23 protein-coding genes are annotated in these 21,941 nt (G+C 62.9%); 11 read left to right on the forward strand and 12 right to left on the reverse strand.

The features are described from left to right. Positions 1–18: 18 nt before the first annotated feature. The 9 genes from gspL to VIO10_RS12940 form a co-directional block, all read right to left on the reverse strand. Complete coding sequence (gene gspL, locus VIO10_RS12900) at positions 19–1,500, reverse strand: type II secretion system protein GspL (RefSeq protein ID WP_331964786.1); 1,482 nt, start codon at positions 1,498–1,500, stop codon at positions 19–21. A 15-nt stretch (positions 1,501–1,515) separates the two neighbouring features. Then, a complete protein-coding gene (gene gspK / locus VIO10_RS12905; protein ID WP_331964789.1) occupies positions 1,516–2,475 on the reverse strand; it encodes a type II secretion system minor pseudopilin GspK in 960 nt (319 codons plus the stop codon). Next, complete coding sequence (locus tag VIO10_RS12910) at positions 2,469–3,137, reverse strand: type II secretion system protein GspJ (protein ID WP_331964792.1); 669 nt, start codon at positions 3,135–3,137, stop codon at positions 2,469–2,471. The genes gspK and VIO10_RS12910 overlap by 7 nt, the downstream gene beginning before the upstream one ends. Beyond that, positions 3,134–3,559, reverse strand: a complete 426-nt coding sequence (locus tag VIO10_RS12915; protein WP_331964795.1) for a prepilin-type N-terminal cleavage/methylation domain-containing protein — start codon at positions 3,557–3,559, stop codon at positions 3,134–3,136. Before VIO10_RS12915 ends, VIO10_RS12910 begins: the two co-directional genes overlap by 4 nt. Further along, positions 3,556–4,149 (reverse strand): prepilin-type N-terminal cleavage/methylation domain-containing protein, encoded by a 594-nt coding sequence (locus tag VIO10_RS12920; RefSeq protein ID WP_331964798.1) that lies wholly within the window; start codon positions 4,147–4,149, stop codon positions 3,556–3,558. The genes VIO10_RS12915 and VIO10_RS12920 overlap by 4 nt, the downstream gene beginning before the upstream one ends. Positions 4,150–4,156: 7 nt before the next feature. Further along, positions 4,157–4,576, reverse strand: a complete 420-nt coding sequence (gene gspG / locus VIO10_RS12925; RefSeq protein ID WP_331964801.1) for a type II secretion system major pseudopilin GspG — start codon at positions 4,574–4,576, stop codon at positions 4,157–4,159. Between the two features lie 23 nt (positions 4,577–4,599). Next, complete coding sequence (gene gspF / locus VIO10_RS12930; protein ID WP_331964804.1) at positions 4,600–5,829, reverse strand: type II secretion system inner membrane protein GspF; 1,230 nt, start codon at positions 5,827–5,829, stop codon at positions 4,600–4,602. Between the two features lie 26 nt (positions 5,830–5,855). Beyond that, positions 5,856–7,571 carry a type II secretion system ATPase GspE gene (gspE, locus tag VIO10_RS12935; RefSeq protein WP_331964807.1) on the reverse strand — a complete coding sequence of 572 codons (1,716 nt, stop codon included), beginning with the start codon at positions 7,569–7,571 and terminating at the stop codon, positions 5,856–5,858. Positions 7,572–7,776: 205 nt separating this feature from the next. Next, on the reverse strand, positions 7,777–8,178 hold the full coding sequence (locus tag VIO10_RS12940) for a hypothetical protein (RefSeq protein WP_331964810.1): 402 nt from the start codon (positions 8,176–8,178) through the stop codon (positions 7,777–7,779). A gap of 165 nt (positions 8,179–8,343) precedes the next feature. On the opposite strand from VIO10_RS12940, the gene VIO10_RS12945 reads away from it, so the two are divergent. From VIO10_RS12945 to VIO10_RS12960, 4 genes are all read left to right on the forward strand, one after another. After that, positions 8,344–8,577 carry a hypothetical protein gene (locus tag VIO10_RS12945; RefSeq protein ID WP_331964813.1) on the forward strand — a complete coding sequence of 78 codons (234 nt, stop codon included), beginning with the start codon at positions 8,344–8,346 and terminating at the stop codon, positions 8,575–8,577. Positions 8,578–8,618: 41 nt separating this feature from the next. After that, positions 8,619–9,404 (forward strand): enoyl-CoA hydratase-related protein, encoded by a 786-nt coding sequence (locus VIO10_RS12950; RefSeq protein ID WP_331964816.1) that lies wholly within the window; start codon positions 8,619–8,621, stop codon positions 9,402–9,404. 27 nt (positions 9,405–9,431) lie between these two features. Further along, positions 9,432–9,671: a hypothetical protein gene (locus VIO10_RS12955; protein ID WP_331964819.1), complete on the forward strand. Its 240-nt coding sequence runs from the start codon at positions 9,432–9,434 to the stop codon at positions 9,669–9,671. 142 nt (positions 9,672–9,813) lie between these two features. Then, positions 9,814–10,065: a hypothetical protein gene (locus tag VIO10_RS12960; RefSeq protein ID WP_331964822.1), complete on the forward strand. Its 252-nt coding sequence runs from the start codon at positions 9,814–9,816 to the stop codon at positions 10,063–10,065. A 6-nt stretch (positions 10,066–10,071) separates the two neighbouring features. Here VIO10_RS12960 and VIO10_RS12965 read toward each other — a convergent pair whose 3' ends face one another. Further along, positions 10,072–10,791 carry a dienelactone hydrolase family protein gene (locus tag VIO10_RS12965; RefSeq protein WP_331964825.1) on the reverse strand — a complete coding sequence of 240 codons (720 nt, stop codon included), beginning with the start codon at positions 10,789–10,791 and terminating at the stop codon, positions 10,072–10,074. Positions 10,792–11,134: 343 nt separating this feature from the next. After that, entirely contained in the window at positions 11,135–11,881 is a 747-nt protein-coding gene (locus VIO10_RS12970; protein WP_331964828.1) for a pyridoxine 5'-phosphate synthase, read from the reverse strand. A gap of 106 nt (positions 11,882–11,987) precedes the next feature. Here VIO10_RS12970 and VIO10_RS12975 point away from each other — a divergent pair, with 106 nt between their 5' ends. The 4 genes from VIO10_RS12975 (at position 11,988) to cimA (ending at position 17,098) form a co-directional block, all read left to right on the forward strand. After that, complete coding sequence (locus VIO10_RS12975; protein WP_331964831.1) at positions 11,988–13,541, forward strand: NAD(P)H-hydrate dehydratase; 1,554 nt, start codon at positions 11,988–11,990, stop codon at positions 13,539–13,541. A 30-nt stretch (positions 13,542–13,571) separates the two neighbouring features. After that, positions 13,572–14,075 (forward strand): tRNA (adenosine(37)-N6)-threonylcarbamoyltransferase complex ATPase subunit type 1 TsaE, encoded by a 504-nt coding sequence (gene tsaE, locus VIO10_RS12980; RefSeq protein WP_331964834.1) that lies wholly within the window; start codon positions 13,572–13,574, stop codon positions 14,073–14,075. A gap of 102 nt (positions 14,076–14,177) precedes the next feature. Further along, a complete protein-coding gene (locus VIO10_RS12985; protein ID WP_331964837.1) occupies positions 14,178–15,425 on the forward strand; it encodes an aspartate kinase in 1,248 nt (415 codons plus the stop codon). Positions 15,426–15,430: 5 nt separating this feature from the next. After that, positions 15,431–17,098, forward strand: a complete 1,668-nt coding sequence (cimA, locus tag VIO10_RS12990) for a citramalate synthase (protein WP_331964840.1) — start codon at positions 15,431–15,433, stop codon at positions 17,096–17,098. A 68-nt stretch (positions 17,099–17,166) separates the two neighbouring features. Here cimA and VIO10_RS12995 read toward each other — a convergent pair whose 3' ends face one another. Then, on the reverse strand, positions 17,167–18,180 hold the full coding sequence (locus tag VIO10_RS12995) for a DUF4331 family protein (RefSeq protein ID WP_331964842.1): 1,014 nt from the start codon (positions 18,178–18,180) through the stop codon (positions 17,167–17,169). Between the two features lie 146 nt (positions 18,181–18,326). On the opposite strand from VIO10_RS12995, the gene VIO10_RS13000 reads away from it, so the two are divergent. The 3 genes from VIO10_RS13000 to mtaB are packed head-to-tail and all read left to right on the forward strand — an operon-like array spanning position 18,327 to position 21,927. Next, positions 18,327–19,490 carry a cysteine desulfurase family protein gene (locus VIO10_RS13000; protein ID WP_331964844.1) on the forward strand — a complete coding sequence of 388 codons (1,164 nt, stop codon included), beginning with the start codon at positions 18,327–18,329 and terminating at the stop codon, positions 19,488–19,490. After that, positions 19,487–20,593 carry a tRNA 2-thiouridine(34) synthase MnmA gene (mnmA, locus tag VIO10_RS13005; RefSeq protein WP_331964847.1) on the forward strand — a complete coding sequence of 369 codons (1,107 nt, stop codon included), beginning with the start codon at positions 19,487–19,489 and terminating at the stop codon, positions 20,591–20,593. The genes VIO10_RS13000 and mnmA overlap by 4 nt, the downstream gene beginning before the upstream one ends. Positions 20,594–20,595: 2 nt before the next feature. Beyond that, on the forward strand, positions 20,596–21,927 hold the full coding sequence (gene mtaB / locus VIO10_RS13010; protein WP_331964850.1) for a tRNA (N(6)-L-threonylcarbamoyladenosine(37)-C(2))-methylthiotransferase MtaB: 1,332 nt from the start codon (positions 20,596–20,598) through the stop codon (positions 21,925–21,927). Positions 21,928–21,941: the final 14 nt, after the last annotated feature.

A 21,941-nucleotide genomic window follows, 5' to 3' on the forward strand; every position in this document is an offset into this window, starting at 1 on the left:
TGCAGCTACTCGTCGCGCTCATTGGTCGGCGTCGTCGCGCGGATTCGCCGGGGTTGCGCCCTTGAAGTTTGCGTCCATCCGAAAATCCACCTTGCTGGGATCCGATCCCGCCTTGGCATGGGCGACTTCGATCGAGCCGAAGTAGCCGCTTTTGCCCAGCGCTTCTTTGGCTTGAGCGACGGTTGTGAACGAATCCGCCTGGCCGGTCACGCGCAAGCCGTTGGAATCGATCTGAACGTCGGCCATCTCGACCGGAAATCGGGGCGGCAGGGCTTGCGACACCGCCGCCAGGGTGTCCAGCGGCGAATGAGTCAGGTTGCCGCCGATTAGAGTCAGCCGATGATTCATCTTCGCGATGTCGGTCTTCAACTGCGCCCTGGCGTTGGCGGGATCGGTTTGGCCAAGGACCGGCCCGGCGACGGCGGCGATTTGTGCGTTGAGCTGGCTGAGCCGATGAAGATTGGCGTACACGCCGAGGGCGAAATGAAACAGGATCACGCCCAACAGCGCGGCGGCAAGGATTCCCGAGGTATAGAAGGGGCTGAGATCGCCGCTGACGCGGCCGCGAAACAGGAATTCGCCCTGCCGGAAATTGATCAAATCGAGCGGCTTGCTGGGCAACTCGCCGAGCAGCATCGCGACGCACGACGAATACTTGCCCGTATCAGGCACCGAGCCTTCGAAGATCCCGGTGTAATCGAACCGGCCGCCGTCACGGACCGGCATCGCCAGCGAATCGGAGAGCAGTCCACGCACTTGCGGACACGCAGCCGCCGCACCCGCGAGGATCACCTCGGTCTGATCCATTTCCTCGCCATGCGCGAGCAAGGTCTGACGCACGGAGTTGAGAATCGGCGCGGCTGCGTCCTGCGAGACCACCGATCCGTCGGAGGTCATCAGGCCGCCGGTCATCGAACGCATCGCGCGCGGCGTTCCCCCCAGATCGACGAGCACGACCGAGGTGGATGACTCGTCGCCTTCGACCACCAGGTGCGCCATTGGCTTGGCGCCGTTTTGCGCGCGGGTGAACATCGCGGCCAGCGCAAGCGGCGCCAGCGTGACGATCTTGGGATCGAGTCCCGCCTTCTGCAGCAAATCGAGATGATGCTGCAGGTCGGTCTTGCGCACCATCGCAGCCATGACCAGCGTATGGTCGCCGTCGCGCCCCACGCGGGTAAATGCGACCGTGCCATTGTCGACCGGGAAGGGCAGGTGCTCTTCCAGCGCGAAGGGAACCACCTGATGCAGCCGGCGCCCATCCTTGAACGGCAGTTCGAGCAGGCGTTTGGCGACGGAATCGGCAGGCAGGGCGGATATCACAATGTCGGGCTGGCCGGCCTCGGCGACCAGACGCGCCAGCGCGCCGCTGAGATCGGTCTCGTCATCGGCGCGGACCTTCTCGTACACGCCGGCGAGAATGAACGAATTCCACGAGCGCTCCGCGACCGCCGCGCGCACCAGGTCGCCCACGAACTCCAGCGCAAGTATTCGTTGAGCCATTAAGCGCTCTGCACCCTAGTCTTCATGCCACGCAGCGAGCGTGCCGATGCCGGTGGTCTCGCGATGGAAGGTTGCGGTAATGATTTTGCGCGCGCCCGCAAAAGTTCCGGTCCCGTTAATCGTAAAGAATTGGCTGTTCATGGCCACGTCCTTGGAAAGGTTCGTTCCTATCGGGCCGACATCGGGAAGATTCATGATGTCGGTGGGTTGGGTGAACGGCCGAATCGCGCGGGCTTCGACAATCTCCTGCACGATTTTCTGATCCTCCATCAATTCCGGCTCCAGCGCGGCAATCACTTGCGGCGCCGCAGTGTTGGCGTTCACCGCCGGCTCGGGCATCACGGTCAGAAACGGGCTCACCCGATTGAAGATTGCCTCGTTGAATCCCTGGACCATTTGCAAGTCGCCGATCGTCGGCATCGGGCCGTAGCGCGGCTGATATGGCGGTATCAGGCGCATGTAGAACTGGCCGCCGCCACCCGACGCGTTGGCGCCGATCGGCGTAATCCACTGGATGATACCTTGAATCAGGTCGGTATTCACGTCGAGGATCGTGAACAGCCGCTGTACTTTCGCAATCGCAGCCGGGTTGAGAGCGCCGTTTTGATCGATCATCGCATTGATTGGGAGCTTGCGGGCTTCGTCCACGATCGACAACGAGACCTTGCCGCCCTCCACCGGCATCGGCGGAAACGGCGCCGCCCATATGTCGTTGAAGCTTTCGCACGGCGATGCAGTGGTTGTCGTTTGCTGCTGCTTGGAGCGCTCGTCCTGGGCCAGCAGCGCCAGCCCGATATTGATTCCCGACCGCGCCAGATAACCGGCGCGCAACTCGTTGGCCTGATTCGCCGCCGACACGAATCCGAGTCCCGAGGTCATCGCGAAATCCACCACGATTAGCGTCATCAGCGTGACTCCCAGCAGCACCGCCAGGATCGCCACGCCGCGCTCATTCTTTCGCGGCTTCCCTACCACTGGGCTATTCCCATCGGCACGGTGACTTGCGTCGCGAAGTCCATCACGTGGCCGCCCGGCGCGGCCATCTGAATCTGGATCGCCACCGCGACCGGCAACTGCTGTAGAAGCTGCAGACTCGACGAATCCCAGCTCTCGCCCCAGCGCTGGCCGTCAAAATAACGGATATGAAGCGAGAGCACATTGTCCGCGAGCACCATCGTTTGCGCCTTGGCTGTGGAAGTCAGCAATCCACTCTGCTGCGAGCGTTGCAGCAGGTACCAGCCCCGCTGGTCGGGATTCGGAGTCAAATTGTAGGCGACGATATTCTCCGGCGTCATCCCGGTAAGCGCGCGGCGATGCCCTGCGCTGAACGTGGACATCGTGATGCTATCGATCGGCAGGCCATTGCCCATGTGTCCGGCGCCGACCAGCGCGACATGGCTGAGCGCGTAGGGAGTCTGCACGATATTGGTGACTTCCCTGCTCATTTGCCACAGCAGCGCGCGGCCTTCGCGGTCGACCATGAGCCGCCCTTCAGCGTGCACCTTGCTCTGCGCGATGGTGTGGAACGAGCTCGCAAGCATCGCGAGGATCAATGCCAGCACGCCAATCGCGAGCATCATCTCGATGAGGGTGAAGCCGCGCGGCGCCTGATGCCTCCGGGTACGCCGGCTGGTCATGGCGTCACCACCTGTCCCTGGCCGGTATCGGGCGGAATCGGCGAATGCAGGAACTCGACCACCGAGAAGGTTTGGGTCAACCCGGGACCATAGTGGATGGTAACCATGACCTTGCGGACATCGGGAAACATGCCCGAGGGCGCGACCGTCCGTTCCCATCGGAAGTCGCGGAACATGCCGGGAAACGACGCTGCGAAATCGCCTTTGCTGAAGCCGATATCCGGAAATCGCTCGATCTCCGCCTCCGTCATCACCGCCTGCGCCAGCATCGACGCTCGCGTCGTTTCTTGAGCGCGAATCACGGATTGGATGCTCTGGTGATGCAGTCCCAGCAGGCCGAGCAGCGCGATGCCGAGGATCGCAATCGCGACCATCACCTCGATCAGAGTAAACGCGCGCGCGCGCCGGCGAAGAAGATTCACCGCGACATCCCCGACGGCATCACGTCGCCCGCGATGATCGCGACCTGACCCGTCAGTGGAGAAAATTCCAGCGTCATCACGTCGCCCGATGCGTCATCGAGATGCACCACGGTCGCATCGACGTAGCCCTCGGGATAAAAAGTGGTCGCGACCGTGCCGCGATTGACGGTGCCGATTCCTTCGATGGTTACATCGCGAATCCGAATCGCCGCCGGCATCGTTACCGGCCGTCCGCCGAGGCTGTTATCCGCCGCGAACACGGGCTTGACCGCATACGGATCGAGCTGCGCGGCCAGGTAGCGATTGTTGTCCAAGTCGAAGATGAGCCGCAGGACGAGTTTGTGGCCGGTGGCCTCATCGAACATGTAAGTTGCGCGGCCTGCCAGCCGGCGCGCCTGGCTGCGCAGCGCGGCCTCACGAAATCCGCCCATATACGGTAGCACCAGCGTCAGCATCAGGCCCATGATGAAGATTACGATCGCGATTTCGAGCAGCGTGAAGCCCGGCGCCGCGGATTTCACCGATGCGCCGAAACGCGCCCGCGCGCTCGCCCTGGCGCGCCGCGAAGCTGGACCCGGCCTCGATTTCATGGCGCCATCACGACGATTGGCTGGCGTCTACATCGTCCGCGCTTTCCACCCCGTCGGGGCCGAACGACTTCAACACGTACGAGTTCCCATCGCTCTGGTAGAAGTAGGCGGTTCCCCATGGATCCGCCGGAAGCCGTTCTATGTAGCCGCCGCTTTCGTAGTTGCTGGGCACGCGGCCGTTGGTCGGCGGCGAGACCAGCGCGTTCAAACCCTGATCGGTGCTCGGGTAGTAGCCGTTGTCGAGGTAGTAGCGATCGAGCGCGGTCTTGAGCTCGGCGAGGTCGGCCTGCGCCTTGACGTGCTTGGCTTTGTCGGCGGCGCCGCGCAGGCTCTGGACGACGATTGTCGCCAGCAGCCCGAGGATCAGAATAACCACCATGATTTCGATCAGGGTGAATCCATCCTGATGGTATCGGCGTGACCTCATTGCGGTTACCTCCGGGGCGTTGGTCATTGCATCAACTGGTTGAGCTGGAAGATTGGCATCAGCACCGCCAGCATCATGAACACAATAACAGCCGCCATCGCTATCGTCATCACCGGTTCGAGCACGGTGGTCATCTGGCTCAGCGAGTGGGCGACCTCACGCTCGTAATTGTCGGCCACCCGCTCGAGCATCCGCTCCAGTTCCCCGGAACGTTCGCCGACGCGGATCATTTCGATCAGCAGCGGCGGGAAAAGCCCGCTCTGCGCCAGCGTCTGCCCCATCCCGTGGCCTTCGCGGATACTTTCACGGCTCTGCTCGACGGCGTCCTTGAGCAGACCGTTGGTCACCACGCCTTTGACCGCGTCGAGCGCCGGCAGCAACTGGACGCCGCTGGCGAGCAAGGTGGCCAGGGTCCGCGCGAAGCGCGCGCAGATGATTCGAATCATCGTCGGCCCGATGTACCATACCTTCAGGATCGCGGTGTCGTACGCGCGCCGGCCGCGCGGCGTCGCCATCGCGGCGCTGATTCCCGCCACTGTCCCCACCAACAACAGCAGCAGTGGGATCCAGTAGCCGGTGACGATCGCTGAAAATGCAATCAGGATCCTCGTCGCCAGCGGCAACGCCGCATGCTGTTGCTCGAAAATCGTCGCCACCTGCGGCACCACGTAGGCGACCAGGAACGCCATGATCGCCGCGCCCACGCACATCATTATGATCGGATAAGTCAGCGCGCCGCGCACCTTGGTCACGAACTCGGATTGGCGCTCGCTATACTCGGCGAGCCGGTCCAGCACCAACTCGAGCGCCGCGGCCTGCTCGCCGGCGCGCACCATCCCGATGTAGAGGTCGGAGAATACGTCGCGATGATTGGTCAGCGCGTCGGCCAGCGACGATCCCTCGCGCACCCGCTCGCGCACCTGCGAGAGCATCCGCTTGGTCGCGGCGCGCGTCGATTGATCGCTGAGCGTGCCGAGCGAATCGACCAACTGCACGCCCGCGCCGAGCAGCGCGCTCAACTGGCGGGTCAGCAGCGCCAGGTCCGAGGCCGGCATTTTGTGGCGCCACAGCGACGGCAGCCATTCACGCTTGGCGGTCTCGCGCTCGGCGGCGGTGGATTCTTCGTTGAGGTCGGTGGGAAAAATTCCCGACGCGCGCAGTTTGCCGCGCGCGGTCCGCGCGTTATCGGCGTCAACCACGCCGTTGACAGAGCGGCCGTCGGCGCCAAGTCCTCGATAGGCAAATACTGGCATCGGTGAAAAAAACTTAAGCGGGCGCGCTAGTCGATGTCTTCCTGCGTGACTCGCAGCAGTTCCTCGATCGAGGTCTCGCCGTGCAGCACGCGGCCCGCGCCGTCCTGGCGCAGCAGCGTCATCCCGTGGCCGGTGCAGTGGCGGCGCAGCGTCGCGGCGTCGGCATTCTGCATCACCAGCGCTCGGATTTCATCGTCCATGATCATCAGTTCCTGTATTGCCATTCGCCCGCGATAGCCGGTGTTGCGGCAATTGCGGCATCCCTTGGGGCGGCAGACCTTGGCGGTAGTGTCCAGCCCCTTGAGCCCGATCCGCGCCAGTTCGGTTTCGCTGGGCCGATAGGGCTCGCGGCAATCAACGCAGAGCTTGCGGACCAGGCGTTGCGCGAGCACGGCGAGAATCGAGGATGAGACCAGGAACGGCTCGATCCCCATGTCCACCAAGCGCGTCACCGCGCCAAACGAATCGTTGGTGTGCAGCGTCGAGAACACCAGATGGCCGGTCAAGGCGGCCTGGATTGCGATTTCCGCGGTTTCGCTGTCGCGGATTTCGCCGACCATGATCACGTCGGGATCCTGGCGCAGAATCGAACGCAGACCGCTGGCGAAGGTCAGCTCGATCTTCGGGTTCACCTGCATCTGGCCGACCCCGCGCAACTGGTACTCGATCGGATCCTCGATCGTAATGATGTTCTTCTCGGGCGAGTTGATTCGGCTCAGACACGCGTACAGCGTCGTCGATTTGCCCGAGCCGGTCGGCCCGGTCGCCAAGATGATCCCGTGGCTCTGCCGAATCAGCCGGTCAACGCGCTGCAGGTTGTCGCCGGAAAATCCAAGATGGTCGAGGTTGATGGCTTCCACCGCCTGCGCGCGGTCGAGCAGGCGCAGCACGATCCGCTCGCCGAACGCCGTCGGTATCGACGACACGCGCAAGTCGATGTCGCGGCCCGCGATGCGCAGCCGGATTCGGCCGTCCTGCGGCAGGCGCTTCTCCGCGATATTGAGTCCCGCCATGACCTTGACCCGCGACGTGATCGCCGGCTGGAAGCGCTTGGGCGGCGACAACACGTCGTACATCATCCCGTCGACGCGAAAGCGCACCACCATTTCCTTTTCGAAAACTTCAATATGAATGTCGCTCGCGCGGTCCTTGACCGCCTGCGACAGGATACCGTTGACGAGCTTGATGATCGGCGCCGAATCGTCGGACTCGAGCAAGTCCAGCGGCTCCGACGCCAGTTCGCTGGCGACCACGTCGAGCCGCTCTTCGGCGAGATCGATCATCAGGTCTTCGGCCGAGGTGGCCGAAGCCTGGTCGTACGCGCGGTTGATTGCTTCGGCGATTACTTCGGCCGGCGCGACCAGCGGATGTATCTGCGCGCCATACAGAATTCGCAAGTCATCGAGCGGCTCATAGTTGGCCGGGTCGGCGATCGCCACGGTTACCGTGCCGTCGATGCTCGATAGCGGCAGCACGCGGTTTTTCTTGGCGTAGTTGATCGGAATCTTCGCGACCAGACCCGGGTCGAGCGAATGCTCGTCGATATGGGCCTGGAACGGCAGCCGGTATTCCTGCGCAAGCGCGCGCGACAGGCGCTGCGGCTCCAGCGCGCCCATCTCGACCAGCACGTCGGCCAGCTCCTGGCCGGGCTTCTTGCGTTGGCGCGCCTTGTCGAGGTCCTGCGCCGAGACCCACGAGCGGTCCAGCAGGATTGCTTCGAAGCTTTTTCGGGCGGTCGCCATCAGGCAAGTCCCCAGGAAAGTTCGGAAACTGCCGGCGCCAAGCCGCAAGGATTCAAGTCATATGGAGTCATCTTCAACGACAATGCCACCCCACCGAACTTACCACCATTTCCCCCGTTCCCGCTCAATTAGACACGATGGTTCCGGCTGCCTGCAAGTAGTGTTCCCCCCTGGCGCTGACCGGTCGCGCAGCCATTGGCCATGCTCAGTAATGCACCGCTCCCGGCTGCGTCTGGGTCCCGTTTCCGATCGGCCCGCCGTTGATTCCCATGCTGAAGCCCGTATGCCCCCTGGCCGGCACCGTATGCTCGGCCTCTTGCCATGAGACGAGCTTGCCCCCGACAAACTTCAAATCGAGGAAGGTACCCTTGTCGCCGTCCTTGGACGAGGTGTACAGCAGCGCCGCCGTGAGGTCGTTGCTGTTGGGCTTGTAGGGGTAGCTCCAGACCTCGGTATCGCCCGGCAGATAGGTTCGCAGGTCGGGCTCGCCCCAAGCGTGATGCACCTCGGGCGAAGTCTGGCCGACCTGGATTGAATCCGACATCCGCGTCGCCTTGATGCGAGTGCCGGCCTGGTAGGCGAGACCGCAGCCAGCGAAAGCCGTCATGAACGCCGCCGAAATGACCGCGAGCGGAGCGAACCGAAAGAATCGGGTTTTTTTCCTCAGTCGGATTTTAGTTAACATTTGATCCATCGGCGCGATTCTGTGAGCACCATCCTTGATTGTCAACGTTATGCTATAGAGCAACCGATATGAACGAGGTAGAGCCCGATGGTGCGTAAGCTGACTTTGGTCAAAGGGGCGTCGCAGCGCGGATCGCTGGTTTATGGGATGCGGATTTTCGATCCGGACAGCATCGCGGGCGTCGAGGATGCGCAGGTCAGCCTGGCCGACGGCACCAGCGGGCGAGTCACGATGCATCTGATCGAAGGCAGCCGCGCACAAATCAGGCGGCAACTGATGCAAAGCATTGACGCCTTTTTCGAACTGCTCGACGAGCATTAGAATACGCATAGAAAGAATCAGCGAGGGAGTGAAAAAACGAAATGGATCTGAAATTCATCAAGTACGAGAAGCGCAACCATATCGCCTACATCACGTTCAACCGGCCCGAGCGGATGAACGCATTGCATCCGCCGTGTCACCTCGAGATGGACAGCGTGTGGGACGACTTCGTCGCGGACAAGTCGGCGTGGGTCGCGATCGTGACGGGGGCCGGCGACAAGGGGTTTTCAGCCGGCAACGATTTGCGCTGGACCGCGGAGAATAGCGGGAAACTGGCCGAGTCCATTCGCGGCAAGGGCGGCTTCGCGGGGATTACCGCGCGCTACGATATTTACAAGCCGATCATCGCGGCGGTTAACGGATTCGCACTCGGCGGTGGATTCGAGATCGCGCTCGCTTGCGATATTATCATTGCGGCCGAGCACGCGCGCTTCGGAGTGCCGGAACCGCGCGTGGGCCTGATGGCGGCGGCGGGAGGAGTGCATCGCCTGCCGCGCCAGATTCCGCTCAAGATCGCGATGGGCATGATGCTTACGGGCAAGCACATCAGCGCCGCGGACGCGCTTCGCTACGGTATCGCCAACGAGGTGGTGCCGCTCAAGGATCTCATGGCCACGGCTGAGAAGTGGGCGGGGCAGATCATGGAATGCTCGCCATTGTCGGTGCAGGCGACCAAGGAAGCGGCGATGAGCGGACTTGGGATGCCGGTCGAAGCGGCACTGGCGAAGCATTACGATTTGCAGGCGAAGCTGTTTCGATCGAAGGACGCGGTTGAAGGTCCGCTGGCGTTTTCGCAGAAACGAAAGCCCAACTGGACCGGAGAGTAGGGCGTCGCGCGCCCGCGGCGGTGCGGGTTGGGCCCGGGAGTCGCGATCAAGATGCAGGAACTCTGGCAGTTGCGCGACACAATCGCGATGCTGGTCGTTGGAGCGATGACGGCGGCGTTGCCGCCGGTCGGGACCGGCGCGTTCTGGACGATCGTCGCATTCTATGGGGTGGTGTCGGTGCTATTCGACGATGAAACGCCACGCGGCGTTCCCGGGATGGATTTCTTTTACGCTACGCATCCCCATTTGAAGGACCCGCAGAGTTAGCTCTCGCCTTCCGAATAAAAATGTTGCGTGGGGAACAAAACTTTCACGGGTAGCGGATGCATTTCGCTTGACTTAAGGCATGCAAGACGTTCGACCCGGTTGTGCTATGATAAGCACATACAAATAGTACACAGGTGAAGGCATGCCGATTAATTCTGTGATCCCCTCCCCGATCTTGGAAACGCTCAGGGACTCCGAGGATACCCTGCGGACCACGCTGGCCGAGCTGGCCGAAGACAAACGAAAGCAGAAGCCGAATATCTCGGAGCGCAAGCTGGCCGAATATCTGGCCGATCAGATGGGCTACCGCGGCGCCAAGAACGTGGAAGCGCTGGTGGCCTCGCGCGAGCGAATCGCGAAATCCCGCCAATCCGTGGGTTTGAGCGGCAAGTAGCGTTCCCTACCGGCCGAGGTGGCGGCCGAAGAACGCTTCGATGCGCTTCCAACTGTCTTCGGCGGCGTCGGGATTGTAAGCCGCCTTCATCGGGCCGATTTTTCCGATCGACGCGAGCAATCCGCGGTTGCGGCTCATGAAGCTGTGGCCCGCATCGTTGTAAAGCTTTACGTCGTGATCGACGCCCATTTCGGTGAGCAGTTTTTCGAGCCTGCGGCCATGCGCCGCGAAAATCCTGTCCTGAGCGCCGTAGCCGCCGAGCACCGGGCATACGCCGCGCAACTGTTCGGTGGTCTTGGGCACGTCGCCGTAAAACGTCGCGGCGGCGCCCAGCGGAGTGCGCGCCGCGAACATCAGGGCGAATCCGCCGCCCATGCAAAAGCCGATGACTCCGATGCGCGCGGCGTCGACGCCGGGCTGCTGCTGCATGAATTTGCGCGCTGCCTCGAGGTCGTGGAACGCGTCGCCCTCGCCGCGATTGAGCGTCATCAGGGTGCGCGCGACACACATGAGGCGGATACCGTCGCGGTCGTAGAGGTCGGGCGCGAGCGCGGCATAGCCCAGCTCGGCGACCCTCCCGGTGATTCGCCGGATGTCGTCGTTGAGCCCGAAGATTTCGTGAATGACGATTACGCCGGGATGTTTTTGCGAATCGGATGGCGCGGCATACGCGGCGCGCATCGGACGGCCGCCGGCGGCGGGGAAAGTGATGTCGGTGCTGGTCATTGGACTAAGCTCCCTCCTAAATTGGCTCGCCTCTGACGAGAAAGGCAAAGAGCCGGGGTCCCTCGGCTTCGCTCAGCGCAAACTCCGCTCGCATCTTTGTTTTAATATTGGGTGCAGGGGTCACCCCTGGCCGTTGGCACGGCTGGCCAGTATTAAAGGACTGTCCGGCCGCAGGCTCTTCCATCGCGTAGTCGCGAAAAGATGCGCTGCGCAGATTTTCGTGTCTTCTCACTGCGGGTGCAGGGGCCGCAGCCCCTGGCCGTGGCGACGGCAGCGCAGTATTAAGCCGTTGGCAGCGGCCGCGCGCGACAACGGAGCGCGGCCTTAACGGTGGGTGCAGGGGTCACCCCTGCTTCGCGTGCTTGCGCTTCACATTCAGGGCTTTCAGATATGCCTTCACCGTGCGCGTCAGGCCCATGTAGAGCGCGTCGGAGATCAGCGCGTGGCCGATCGAGACTTCCTGCAAGCCTTTGACCGCTTTCGCATAGGCCGGCATATTCTTGAGATCGAGGTCGTGGCCCGCATTCACGCCGAGTCCGATCTCCCGCGCGAGGTGCGCGGCCTCGCGATGCGCCGCGAGAATCTCTTGACCGGCCGGTGTGCCGAACGCATTCGCATATGGTCCGGTGAACAGCTCGATTCGGTCCGCGCCGAGTTCTCGTGCGCGCCTGATCTGCCGCGCGTCGGTCTCGAGGAAAAGACTCGTGCGGATGCCCGCCTTGCCCAGCCTGACGAGCACGTCGCCAAGCCAATCCGCCGCGCCGCTCGCCAGGTTCCATCCCGCATTCGACGTCAGCACGCCGGGCGGGTCGGGCACTAGAGTCACCTGCGCCGGCTTGACGCGCATCACGAGGTCAAGAAACTCCGCGCCCGGGTATCCTTCGATGTTGAACTCGACCGTCAGCATCGCGGCGAGATCGAACACGTCCTGAAACGTGATATGCCGCGCGTCAGGGCGCGGATGCACCGTTATCCCGTGGCATCCGGCGGCGATACAGGTGCGTGCCGCCTCGACCACGTTGGGAATATTTCCGCCGCGCGCATTTCGGAGCGTCGCGATTTTGTTGACGTTGACGCTGAGGCGAATCATTTCAATTCCGAGCCTACCAGAGTCGGCCAGCCAGTCCAGTTTTTCACGGCCGCCCGCATTCACGCCTCTCGCGCATGGTGTAATATCTGCCTCAGGACAGCCGACGATGATTTTACTCAACGCCGCCGAAAGCCGCGAACTCGATCGCATCAGCCAGCAAAAGTACGGAATTTCGTCCTACCTGCTGATGACGCGCGCGGGCGAGGCTGTTGCCGGCGCGCTGGTCGAGCGCTTCCCCGAAGCCGCCGCCGATGTGCTGGTCGTGGCGGGCAGGGGCAACAACGGCGGCGACGGATTCGTCGCGGCAAGACGGCTGATCCAGGACGGCTTCGGCGTGCGAGCCGTTCTGCTCGGTCGCGCGGCGGACTTGAAGGGCGATGCCGCGCGTGCGCATGCGGAGTTCCGCGCATCCGGTGGCAAGGCGATCGAGGCATCAGGCGAGTCCAGCCTCGAAGCCGCGCTGAGCAAGCGCCCGAGCGCCGTTATCGACGCGATTTTCGGCACGGGACTGAACGCGGAGATCAAAGACGCGCCGCGGCGCGCGATCGAGATTGTTAATTCATTCGCGGCGCCCACGGTCGCCGTCGATATCGCGTCGGGCGTGAACTCGGACACCGGCGCGGTCATGGGTGCGGCGCTCCGAGCCTCGCTCACGGTGACATTCGGGTTCGCGAAGTTCGGCCACGTTTCATTTCCTGGCGCTGCGCAATCCGGCGAGTTGCGGATCGTCGATATAGGTTTCGCCGCGCGCGCGATTGAAGAGATAGCGCCTCGCGGCCGATTTCTCGAGCGCGACGACGTGCGGCATTTGATTCGTGCGCGGCCGGTGAATTCGCACAAGGGAATGTATGGACATCCGCTGGTAATCGCCGGCGGCCGCGGCAAGTCCGGCGCCGTCCTGCTCGCTTCGCGCGCCGCTTTGAGGGCGGGCGCGGGCCTGGTTACGGCGGCGGTGCCAGAGTCGATCCAGCCAATCGTCGCGGCGGGGCAGGCCGAACTGATGACCGAGCCGATCGCCGATCGCGACGGCCATTTTGACGGCGTTCACGCGCCCGAGGCGTTGAAGATGATAATCGAAGGGATGAACGCGTTGATCGTGGGGCCGGGAATGGGCGTCAGCGATGACACCAGGCGCCTGGTCGAATGGCTGATTTCAGACGCATCCGAGCGCGAGCGTCCGATGCTGATCGATGCCGACGGACTCAACGCGCTGGCCGCGATCGGTTGCGAAGCTTTAAGGCGGGCGCGCGGTCCTGTAGTGCTGACGCCTCATCCGGGAGAAGCCGCGCGCCTGCTCGGCGTGACGCCGGCGATTATCAACGATGATCGTGTGTCTGCCGCGCGCACTTTGGCGCAGCGAACCGGAGCGTCGGTGCTGATAAAGGGCGCGCGCTCCGTTATCGCCTCTCCCGACGGCGTCGTCTATATCAACTCGACCGGCAATCCCGGGATGGCCACGCCCGGCATCGGTGACGCACTCTCGGGAATCGTCGGCGCGCTGCTGGGGCAGAAGATGCGCCCGACCGACGCTCTCGCGCTCGGGGTTTTTCTTCACGGCTACGCGGCCGATCGCGTCGCGGCGCGGATGGGGCGCGTTGGCTATATCGCCGGCGACCTCATTGACGAGCTGCCGGCGGCGCTGGAAGCACTAACTCAGTAGTTGCAGTATAATAGTAACTGAGTAATCGCGATGGCTAATGAGGCTGTAGAAGCGGGCGCGAGCGTGGTCACGATGGTGATCGAGAGCGGATCGCCGCACGAGACCAAATCGTGGGGACGGCGGCTGGCGTCGCTGCTCGAAGGTGGCGAGTTGCTCGGCCTGATCGGCGATCTCGGCGCGGGCAAGACCTGCTTTATCAAAGGGCTCGCGCGGGGACTGAGCCTGCGCGAAGAGGACATCCTGAGCCCGACCTTCACGATGATCCAGGAGCATCACGGCCGCTTGCCGCTGTATCATATCGATCTGTATCGGCTCGAAGAGGCGACGCTCGACGACCTGGGCCTTCGCGAATACTTATTTTCCGAAGGTGTCGCGGCCGTCGAATGGTTCGAGCGTCTGCGCGGCGGCGCCGAGATGGAATACCTGGCAGTCCGGATCAGTTACGCCGGTGCGAATCTCCGCCGGATCGAGTTCAGCGCGGTGGATTCGCGACACGCGCAGATTATTTCCAAGCTGAAGCGCCGCTTCGCTTAAGGGGCGCGGGACCGTTCAGTTCGGCAGGGGGCTGGTTTGAGGCCCATTTTCCGCACATAATACTAAATTGCCCCTTTTTTTAAGGCGGATAGGGTCATTGCATTGGGATTGGTCGTTCAAAAATACGGCGGAACTTCGGTCGGATCGATCGAGCGAATCAAGGCGGTCGCCGATCGCGTGGTCAGGTCGCGCGACGCCGGCAATCGGATTGTCGTGGTCGTTTCCGCGATGGCGGGCGAGACCAATCGGTTGTTCAAGCTCGCTTCCGAACTGAGCGACTCGCCCAACGCGCGCGAGACTGACGTGCTGGTCGCGACCGGAGAGCAGGTCTCGGCTGCGCTGCTCGCGATCCGGCTTCAGTCGATGGGACATCCGACGGTTTCTTTTCTGGCTTTTCAAATGAACCTGACCACCGACTCGAATCATGGCCGGGCGCGAATCAAATCCGTGCAATGCGATCGGGTGATGCGCGCTCTCGACGCCGGGCAGATCGTCGTGGTCGCCGGCTACCAGGGCGTCAACCCCGCCGGCGATATCACGACGCTGGGCCGCGGCGCGTCGGATCTGACCGCGGTGGCGCTGGCAGCCGCGCTCAAAGCCGACACCTGCGAAATCTACACCGACGTGGACGGCGTCTATACCGCCGATCCCAACGTCTGCCCCAAGGCAAAAAAACTCGGCCGCATCTCGTATGATGAGATGCTCGAGATGGCGGGACTCGGGGCAAAGGTCCTGCAAACCCGTTCGGTTGAACTCGCCCGACGTTACAATGTGCCGCTCGTCGTCCGCTCCAGCTTCCGTGAAGCCGAGGGGACGTGGGTTGGACAAGAGGATTTGTCAATGGAGGACGTGCTCGTTTCGGGCGTAACGCTCGACCAGAATCAAAGCAAGATAACCGTTGCCGGGGTCGAGGATCGACCCGGTCTGGCGGCGAAGATTTTCGGCCCGATCGCCGCCGCGGGAATCGTCGTGGACATGATCATCCAGAACGCCAGCGCCGACGGCCACACCGACATGACGTTCACGATCGGGCGCGAAGATCTCGGCCGCGCGCTCGAAATCGTCACGCGTACCGCGAAGGAAATCGGCGCGTCGGGCGTGCGGCATGACGATCAGGTCGCCAAAGTTTCGGTGGTCGGAGTTGGAATGCGCACGCATGCGGGGGTCGCGGCCTCGATGTTCCAGGTGCTGGCGGCGGAACGGATTAATATCGAGATGATCTCGACCTCGGAGATTAAGGTCTCGGTCGTGGTCAATTCGAAATACGGGGAACTCGCGATGCGCGCGCTGCACGACGCGTTTGTCAACGGCGGCGGCGGCTCGAACGCCGCGCCGCGGGAGACGGTTTGAGTCCGATGGCGGATGCAAAACATATCCAGGTTTATGACACCACATTGCGCGACGGATGCCAGTCCGAAGACGTCTCGCTGACGGTCTCGGACAAGGTCACGATTGCCCAACGTCTCGACGATCTCGGTTTCGATTACATCGAGGGCGGATGGCCGGGCTCGAACGATCGCGACGCGGCGTTTTTCAAAGAGATCAAGAAGATCAAAATTCACCACGCCAAGATAGCGGCCTTTGGCACGACTCGCCGCTCCGGAGTACGCGCCGCGGCCGATCGCAATCTGCAATTGATCCTGCGCACCGGGACTCAAGTCGCGACCGTGGTCGGCAAGACCTGGGACATGCACGTCCGCGAGGCGCTGCGAATCCCGCTGAACGAAAATCTCGAAATCCTCAACGACACGATCGCGTTTCTGAAAAAAAACTTCGACGAGGCGATTTTCGACGCCGAACATTTCTTCGACGGCTACTTTCACAATCCCGAGTACGCGCTTGCGTGCCTGAAAGCCGTTGACGACGCGGGCGTCACGCTGATCGCGCTGTGCGACACCAACGGCGGACGCCTGCCCGGCGAAATCGAAGCCGCGGTAACCGCGGCTCGCGCCGCGGTCAACTGCCCGATCGGAATTCACTGTCATAACGACTCCGACGTCGCGGTCGCCAACACCCTTGCCGGCGTGCGCGCGGGCGCGGTGCAGGTGCAGGGAACGATCAACGGCTTCGGCGAGCGATGCGGCAACGCGAACCTGGTTTCGATAATCGCCAACTTGCAGCTCAAGCTCGGCTACCATTGCGTGCCCCCGGCCAAGCTCAAGACGATGCGCGAGGTCTCGACGCTGGTGTACGAACTCGCCAACATCACGCCGTTCGCGCGCCAGCCGTACGTCGGCCGCAGCGCGTTCGCGCACAAGGGCGGGCTGCATGTCTCGGGAATCCAGCGCAACACCGCGACCTACGAGCACGTCGATCCCGCGCTGCTCGGCAACGATCGCCGCGTGCTGCTCTCCGAGCTCTCGGGCCGCGCCAATATCGTGTACAAGGCCAAAGAATTCGGCCTCGAGCTCGATACGGCGAACGACAAGATCGGCGCGTTGCTCGACGAGCTCAAGCGGCTCGAGGGCGCGGGCTACACCTTCGACGGAGCGGACGCTTCGTTCGAGCTGCTGATGCTGCGCACGCTCGGGCTGGCCAAAGAGCATTTCAACTTTGTCAGTTTCCGCGTCTTCGACGACAAGTGGCATGAGGACCGCGCGCCTTTCAGCGAGGCGGTGGTCGTGATCGAAGGACCCGACGGCGTGCGCACGCGCAACTCCGCCATCGGCAACGGTCCCGTCAACGCGCTCGATTCGGCGCTGCGTCAAGCGTTGCTGCCGTACTATCCCAATCTCGAGGCGATGCAGTTGGTCGATTACAAAGTCCGCGTGCTCGACAACGGCGCCGGCACCGAGGCGCGAGTTCGGGTGCTGATCGAATCGACCGACGGCAAGCGCCGATGGGGCACGGTTGGATTGTCGAGCAACGTCGTCGAGGCGAGCTGGCAGGCGCTGGTTGACTCGATCGAATACAAGCTGCACAAGGATAACGTGAAGCCGCGGGCGAAGGCGGCGAGCAAGCACAACGGCGCGCGTCCGCGGTCTTCGCGGGCCGTCGAGAATGCGCCGGCGCGCGCAAGATAGGACGCGAGCGAGCATCCGAGCACGCCCGATTCTCTCACACTCGAAAAACCAGTCTCTCGCGCATGCCGCTAGCTTTTCTTCGGATGCGGCGTGCCGATGTACGGGAACTGCTTGAGCAAGTCGGTATGCGGCTTGAGTCCGTCGGGCGGAATGTCGCCCTTGGAAAGGAAGGCGAGGCGGTGGTCGATGACATCGTCGGCAAAAACGCGGCCGTTGGGATACTTCGCGGGCTTCGAAGGATTGAAGCTCAGCATGTCGGGCAGGAGGCGGTCGGCGTCGATCGCGGCAATCGCTTCTTCCCGGGTGTAATTGCCGGTATGCCCCATCAAGTGGACGAACTGATCGAGCCAGCGCTTGCGATCGTTAGCCGGCTCGCCGGCGTTGTATTCTTCTTTGGTCTCGTCGGTGTTGAAGAAGCTGCTGACCGACGGGTGACCGGCGCGATCGACATGGAGCAGCTTCCCGTCGCGCCGCACGCTGCATCGCCCCCAGATGCGGATCTCGGGCTTGGCGCCGAGTTCACTCGTCGGCAGCTCGATCACCGTCGAGAACACGTTGGCCTCGGTATTCGAATCCACGCCGGTCCATGGCGATTTGGCGCCGAGGTGCGGCTCGGTGAAGTTCCGTTTGCCCCTGATATCGAACAGAGCCTTGATTCCGTCGAAGTCGAAAAAGAAGGCGTCGCTGCGACGGCCGGCGAAGAACGTATAGCCGCCGGACTTGACGATGTTGGGTTTGGCGCCGAAGGAGACCTCGGCGGCGGTGATGATTTTCTTCCCGACGGCTTCGGGCGAGCGAGTCTCCGCGCCTTTTGCCACGAAGACGGTTACGGTCTGCTTGCCGTTTTGCGGCGGCGAGAACACGTAACTGATCGCGATGTCCGTCAAGCAGTCTCCGTCGTTGTCGATATTGAGCCGGTAGATGGCGTCGGGATGGAGTGCTTCGGCATTTGGATTTGCATTGAGGATGAGCACGGTCCGCGATGGATCCGTCGGCGCCTGGAATGCGTAGAGGTCGCAGAGGTCGAGTCTTTGGTCCCCAAGAGGCGGGCCGAGACTGAGTCCGGTAAAGTGGTTCGACATTTTTTCCTCCTCCGTTGAAAATTGAAAATGTGATTGCGCTGTCCGACAAGATCGTAACAAACGGTAGATCTATTGTCGCCCCGTCTTTTTCCGCCGATCGGCGTAAGCTAAGCTGGGCGCCGCACTGGTGGCGAAGAAAACCGTCCATGCCGATTTATCTCGATCATAATGCAGGCGCTCCGGTTCGCGCCGAGGCTGCCGCCGCGGTCTCCCGCCTGCTGGCCGACACGGGTGGAAATCCCTCGTCGGTGCATCGCTCGGGCCAGCGTTCGCGCCGGATGCTCGAGGTTGCGCGCGCGCAGGTCGCGGCGATCATCGGCGCCGAGCCGCGGCAGATCGTGTTTACCAGCGGCGGCACCGAATCGAACAATCTTGCCATCTTCGGCGCGATCACCGCGGCCTCTCGACGCCGTAAAATTATTTCATCCGAGATCGAGCATTCATCGATCCTCGCTCCGATTGCGGAACTCGAGCGCCGTGGCTTTGAGGTACTGCGAGTCGCGCCCGACTCCGACGGACGCGTCGATCCCGAATGCGTGCTCGCCGTGCTCGATAGCCGGACCGCACTCGTCACGCTCGGACTGGCGAACTCCGAAGTCGGAACGATTCAGAATCTCGCTCCGCTCGCATCGATGTGCGGCGAGGCCGATGCGTTGTTTCATATCGATGCGGCGCAGGCCGTCGGGCGAATCCCGGTCGATATCGCGGCGCTGGGATGCGATCTGATGACACTGAGCGGCCACAAGCTTGGCGCGCATTCGGGAGTTGGCGCTTTGTACGTCCGCGACTTTGCGCGCCTGGCGCCAATCGTTTTCGGCGGGCCGCATGAAAGCGGCATGCGAGCAGGCACGCCGAATCTGCTTGGCGCAGTGTCTTTCGGCGCGGCGGCCGAGGCCGCGATGGATGCGATGGCGGCAGAGTCGGTTCGAATCGGTTCGCTCGCCGCGTCGCTGTTGGCGCGTATCCGCGAGGCGATTCCCGGTCTTCGCTTGAACGGCCCGATGGCTGGCAGGCTTCCGAATACGCTCAACCTGACGTTTCCGGGCGTGCTTGGCGAGAGCCTGCTGATTGCGCTCGATCTCGAAGGGATTGAAGTTTCGATGGGCTCGGCGTGCGCGGCAGGAGCCGTCGAGCCGTCGCACGTGTTGCGCGCGATGAGCCGCAGCGTTGCCGACGCGCGCAGCTCGCTCAGAATCAGCCTCGGTTGGAACAACACCGCACCGGAAATCGAAGCCGTCGCGGCGCTCATCCCGGAAGTGTGGCGGCGCGTCGAGGCCGCCGAACCTCTGTCGGAGGCTAGCGCGCGATGAGGCCGCGAGTGCTGGTTGCGATGTCGGGCGGGGTGGACAGCTCCGTCGCGGCGGCGATTATGCGCGAGCAGGGTTACGACGTGGTCGGCGTGGCGATGCGGCTCGCACCCGAGCCGTCTGCGCCAATTGCGAAGCGCCGCGGCACCTGCTGCTCGCATGACGACTTCGAAGATGCGCGCCGGGTGGCGGAGCGGATGGATTTTCCGTTCTACGTGATTGATTTGCGCGCCGACTTCGCCGCGCGCGTGGTCGATAACTTCGTCTCCGAATATCTGGGCGGGTGCACGCCGAATCCGTGCGTGATGTGCAATCGCGAGATCAAATTCGATCGCCTGTGGAGCCGCGCCCGCGCACTTGCGGCCGACTACGTCGCGACCGGACATTATGCCCGAATAGAGCAGGGGACAGACGGCAGATTTCATCTGCTGCGCGCCGCCGACGACTCGAAGGATCAGTCGTATTTTCTCTTCACGCTGGGGCAGGACGAACTCGCGCGAACAATTTTCCCGCTTGGCGCCATGACCAAGACCGAAGTTCGGGCGCGCGCGCGCGCTTTGGGCCTTGCCACCGCGGACAAGCCTGAGAGCCAGGAAATCTGCTTCGTTCCCGACGGCGATTACGCGAGTTTTGTCGAGCGTCAAAGCGATCCCGCACAACTCCGCCCCGGGTCGGTTATCGACAGCGACGGAAGACGGCTCGCCGCTCACTCGGGCGTGCATCGATTCACGATAGGACAGCGGCGCGGCCTCGGTGTCGCCAGTGGGCAGCGGCTGTACGTCCGCGAGATTCGGGCCGGGTCGGGCGAGGTCGTGGCCGGGCGGCGCGAGGAACTCGATTCTCCGGGCCTGATCGCGAATCGAATCAGCCTGGTCGATAATTCCATTGCGCCGGGGCGCGAGCTGAGGGTCGAGGTAAAGATTCGCCATCGGCATCGCGCGATCGCGGCAACGATGCGCGTCGATTCAGGGCGCCGGGCGGAGATTCGCTTCGCGTCGGGCGGTCCCGCAGTGACACCGGGACAGGCGTGCGTTTTTTACCGCGGCGAGGAAGTGCTCGGCGGCGGATTTATCGAGCGGGCGATCACGCAAGAGCAAGCGAACTGACTATGGCAACGCGCTTCGCGATCGCAACGCTCGGATGCAAGGTCAATCAGTACGATTCGGCGATCATCGAGTCGCGCCTGAGCGCACGCGGGATGGAACGCCGCGAGTTCAGCGAGCAAGCCGACGTCTATATCGTCAACACCTGCACGATCACCGATCGCGCCGACGCGGAGAGCCTGCGTATCGCGCGGCGCGCGCGGCGGCTCAATCCGAATGCCCGCGTGGTTATGACCGGATGCCTGGCGCAAGCGAACCCCGACGTGCTCGCGAAGGCGCCGGAGGTCGATGCCGTGATCGGGCTCGGGATGCTCGACGAGCTCGTGCGCGCAGCCGCTTCAGGAGCGGGCGAGCGCGTGATGGTCACGAATCTGCGCAAGGAAAAGGGGCCGATTGAACTGGCCGCGGTCACGCTGGACGGTCATACGCGCGCGTTTCTGAAATTGCAGGAGGGATGCGATCAATTCTGCACATTCTGCATCGTTCCGTTTTCGCGCGGCGCCTCGCGCAGCGTCGAGCCGCGACGAGTGATGGCGGCGCTCGACGATCTTCACGCGCGCGGCTTCAAGGAAGTGGTTCTTACCGGGGTTCATCTCGGCGGCTACGGCAGGGATCTCGAGCCGCGGGTCGATCTCGCCGATTTGCTCGAGATGATCGCCGAGCGATGCCCGCTGGAGCGGGTGCGGATAAGCTCGCTCGATCCCGAAGAATTGAGCGACCGTATCCTCGGAATAATCTCGAGCAGCGCAACATTCTGCCCGCATCTGCATCTGCCGCTGCAGTCGGGCGACGACGAAACTCTATCGCGGATGCGGCGGCGTTATCAGCGCGGCTATTTTCGCGATCGCGTCGAGCGCGTTTTACGCGCGTGGCCCGATGCGGCGATTGGCACCGACCTGATTGTGGGTTTTCCGGGTGAGACGGGAGCGCATTTCGAGTCGTACTTTAATTTCGTCGAGTCGATGCCGATCGCGTATTTTCACGTGTTTCCGTATTCGGTCCGGGCCGGGACCACGGCGGCGAAGTTTTCCGGCCGGGTGAAGCCGCTGGAGATCAAGCGGCGCGCCGGGCTGATGCGCGCGCTGGGCGAGCGCAAGCGGGTCGAATTCGCCCGGCGATTCGTCGGGACGAAACTTAAGGTATTACTTGAAGAACGCGGGCCGGGTGGCGAGCTCCAGGGCTACAGCCGCAACTACGTGCGGGTATCGACGCAGGGGCCCGATGAACTGACAAATTGCGAAGTCGAGGTGGAGGCGTCAACCGTTGAAGGCGCGCAGCTGGTTGGGCAGATTGTTCGGCCGTGGGCGGACGATACCGCCTGCCCCCGGGCCTGCTGAAGGTTCCCGCACTA

It is taken from the genome of Candidatus Binatus sp., assembly GCF_036567905.1.
In the GTDB taxonomy this organism is placed as follows: domain Bacteria; phylum Desulfobacterota; class Binatia; order Binatales; family Binataceae; genus Binatus.

Coding starts and splice junctions, on each gene's coding strand:
- mnmA (WP_331964847.1), top strand. CDS start 19,487: ATGAGGCCGCGAGTGCTGGTTGCGATGTCGGGCGGGGTGGACAGCTCC.
- VIO10_RS12910 (WP_331964792.1), bottom strand. CDS start 3,137: ATGACCAGCCGGCGTACCCGGAGGCATCAGGCGCCGCGCGGCTTCACC.
- gspF (WP_331964804.1), bottom strand. CDS start 5,829: ATGCCAGTATTTGCCTATCGAGGACTTGGCGCCGACGGCCGCTCTGTC.
- VIO10_RS12945 (WP_331964813.1), top strand. CDS start 8,344: ATGGTGCGTAAGCTGACTTTGGTCAAAGGGGCGTCGCAGCGCGGATCG.
- cimA (WP_331964840.1), top strand. CDS start 15,431: ATGGCGGATGCAAAACATATCCAGGTTTATGACACCACATTGCGCGAC.
- gspE (WP_331964807.1), bottom strand. CDS start 7,571: ATGGCGACCGCCCGAAAAAGCTTCGAAGCAATCCTGCTGGACCGCTCG.
- VIO10_RS12965 (WP_331964825.1), bottom strand. CDS start 10,791: ATGACCAGCACCGACATCACTTTCCCCGCCGCCGGCGGCCGTCCGATG.
- VIO10_RS12960 (WP_331964822.1), top strand. CDS start 9,814: ATGCCGATTAATTCTGTGATCCCCTCCCCGATCTTGGAAACGCTCAGG.
- VIO10_RS12920 (WP_331964798.1), bottom strand. CDS start 4,149: ATGAAATCGAGGCCGGGTCCAGCTTCGCGGCGCGCCAGGGCGAGCGCG.
- gspG (WP_331964801.1), bottom strand. CDS start 4,576: ATGAGGTCACGCCGATACCATCAGGATGGATTCACCCTGATCGAAATC.
- VIO10_RS13000 (WP_331964844.1), top strand. CDS start 18,327: ATGCCGATTTATCTCGATCATAATGCAGGCGCTCCGGTTCGCGCCGAG.
- VIO10_RS12950 (WP_331964816.1), top strand. CDS start 8,619: ATGGATCTGAAATTCATCAAGTACGAGAAGCGCAACCATATCGCCTAC.
- mtaB (WP_331964850.1), top strand. CDS start 20,596: ATGGCAACGCGCTTCGCGATCGCAACGCTCGGATGCAAGGTCAATCAG.
- VIO10_RS12995 (WP_331964842.1), bottom strand. CDS start 18,180: ATGTCGAACCACTTTACCGGACTCAGTCTCGGCCCGCCTCTTGGGGAC.
- VIO10_RS12970 (WP_331964828.1), bottom strand. CDS start 11,881: ATGATTCGCCTCAGCGTCAACGTCAACAAAATCGCGACGCTCCGAAAT.
- tsaE (WP_331964834.1), top strand. CDS start 13,572: ATGGCTAATGAGGCTGTAGAAGCGGGCGCGAGCGTGGTCACGATGGTG.
- VIO10_RS12940 (WP_331964810.1), bottom strand. CDS start 8,178: ATGACGGCTTTCGCTGGCTGCGGTCTCGCCTACCAGGCCGGCACTCGC.
- gspL (WP_331964786.1), bottom strand. CDS start 1,500: ATGGCTCAACGAATACTTGCGCTGGAGTTCGTGGGCGACCTGGTGCGC.
- VIO10_RS12975 (WP_331964831.1), top strand. CDS start 11,988: ATGATTTTACTCAACGCCGCCGAAAGCCGCGAACTCGATCGCATCAGC.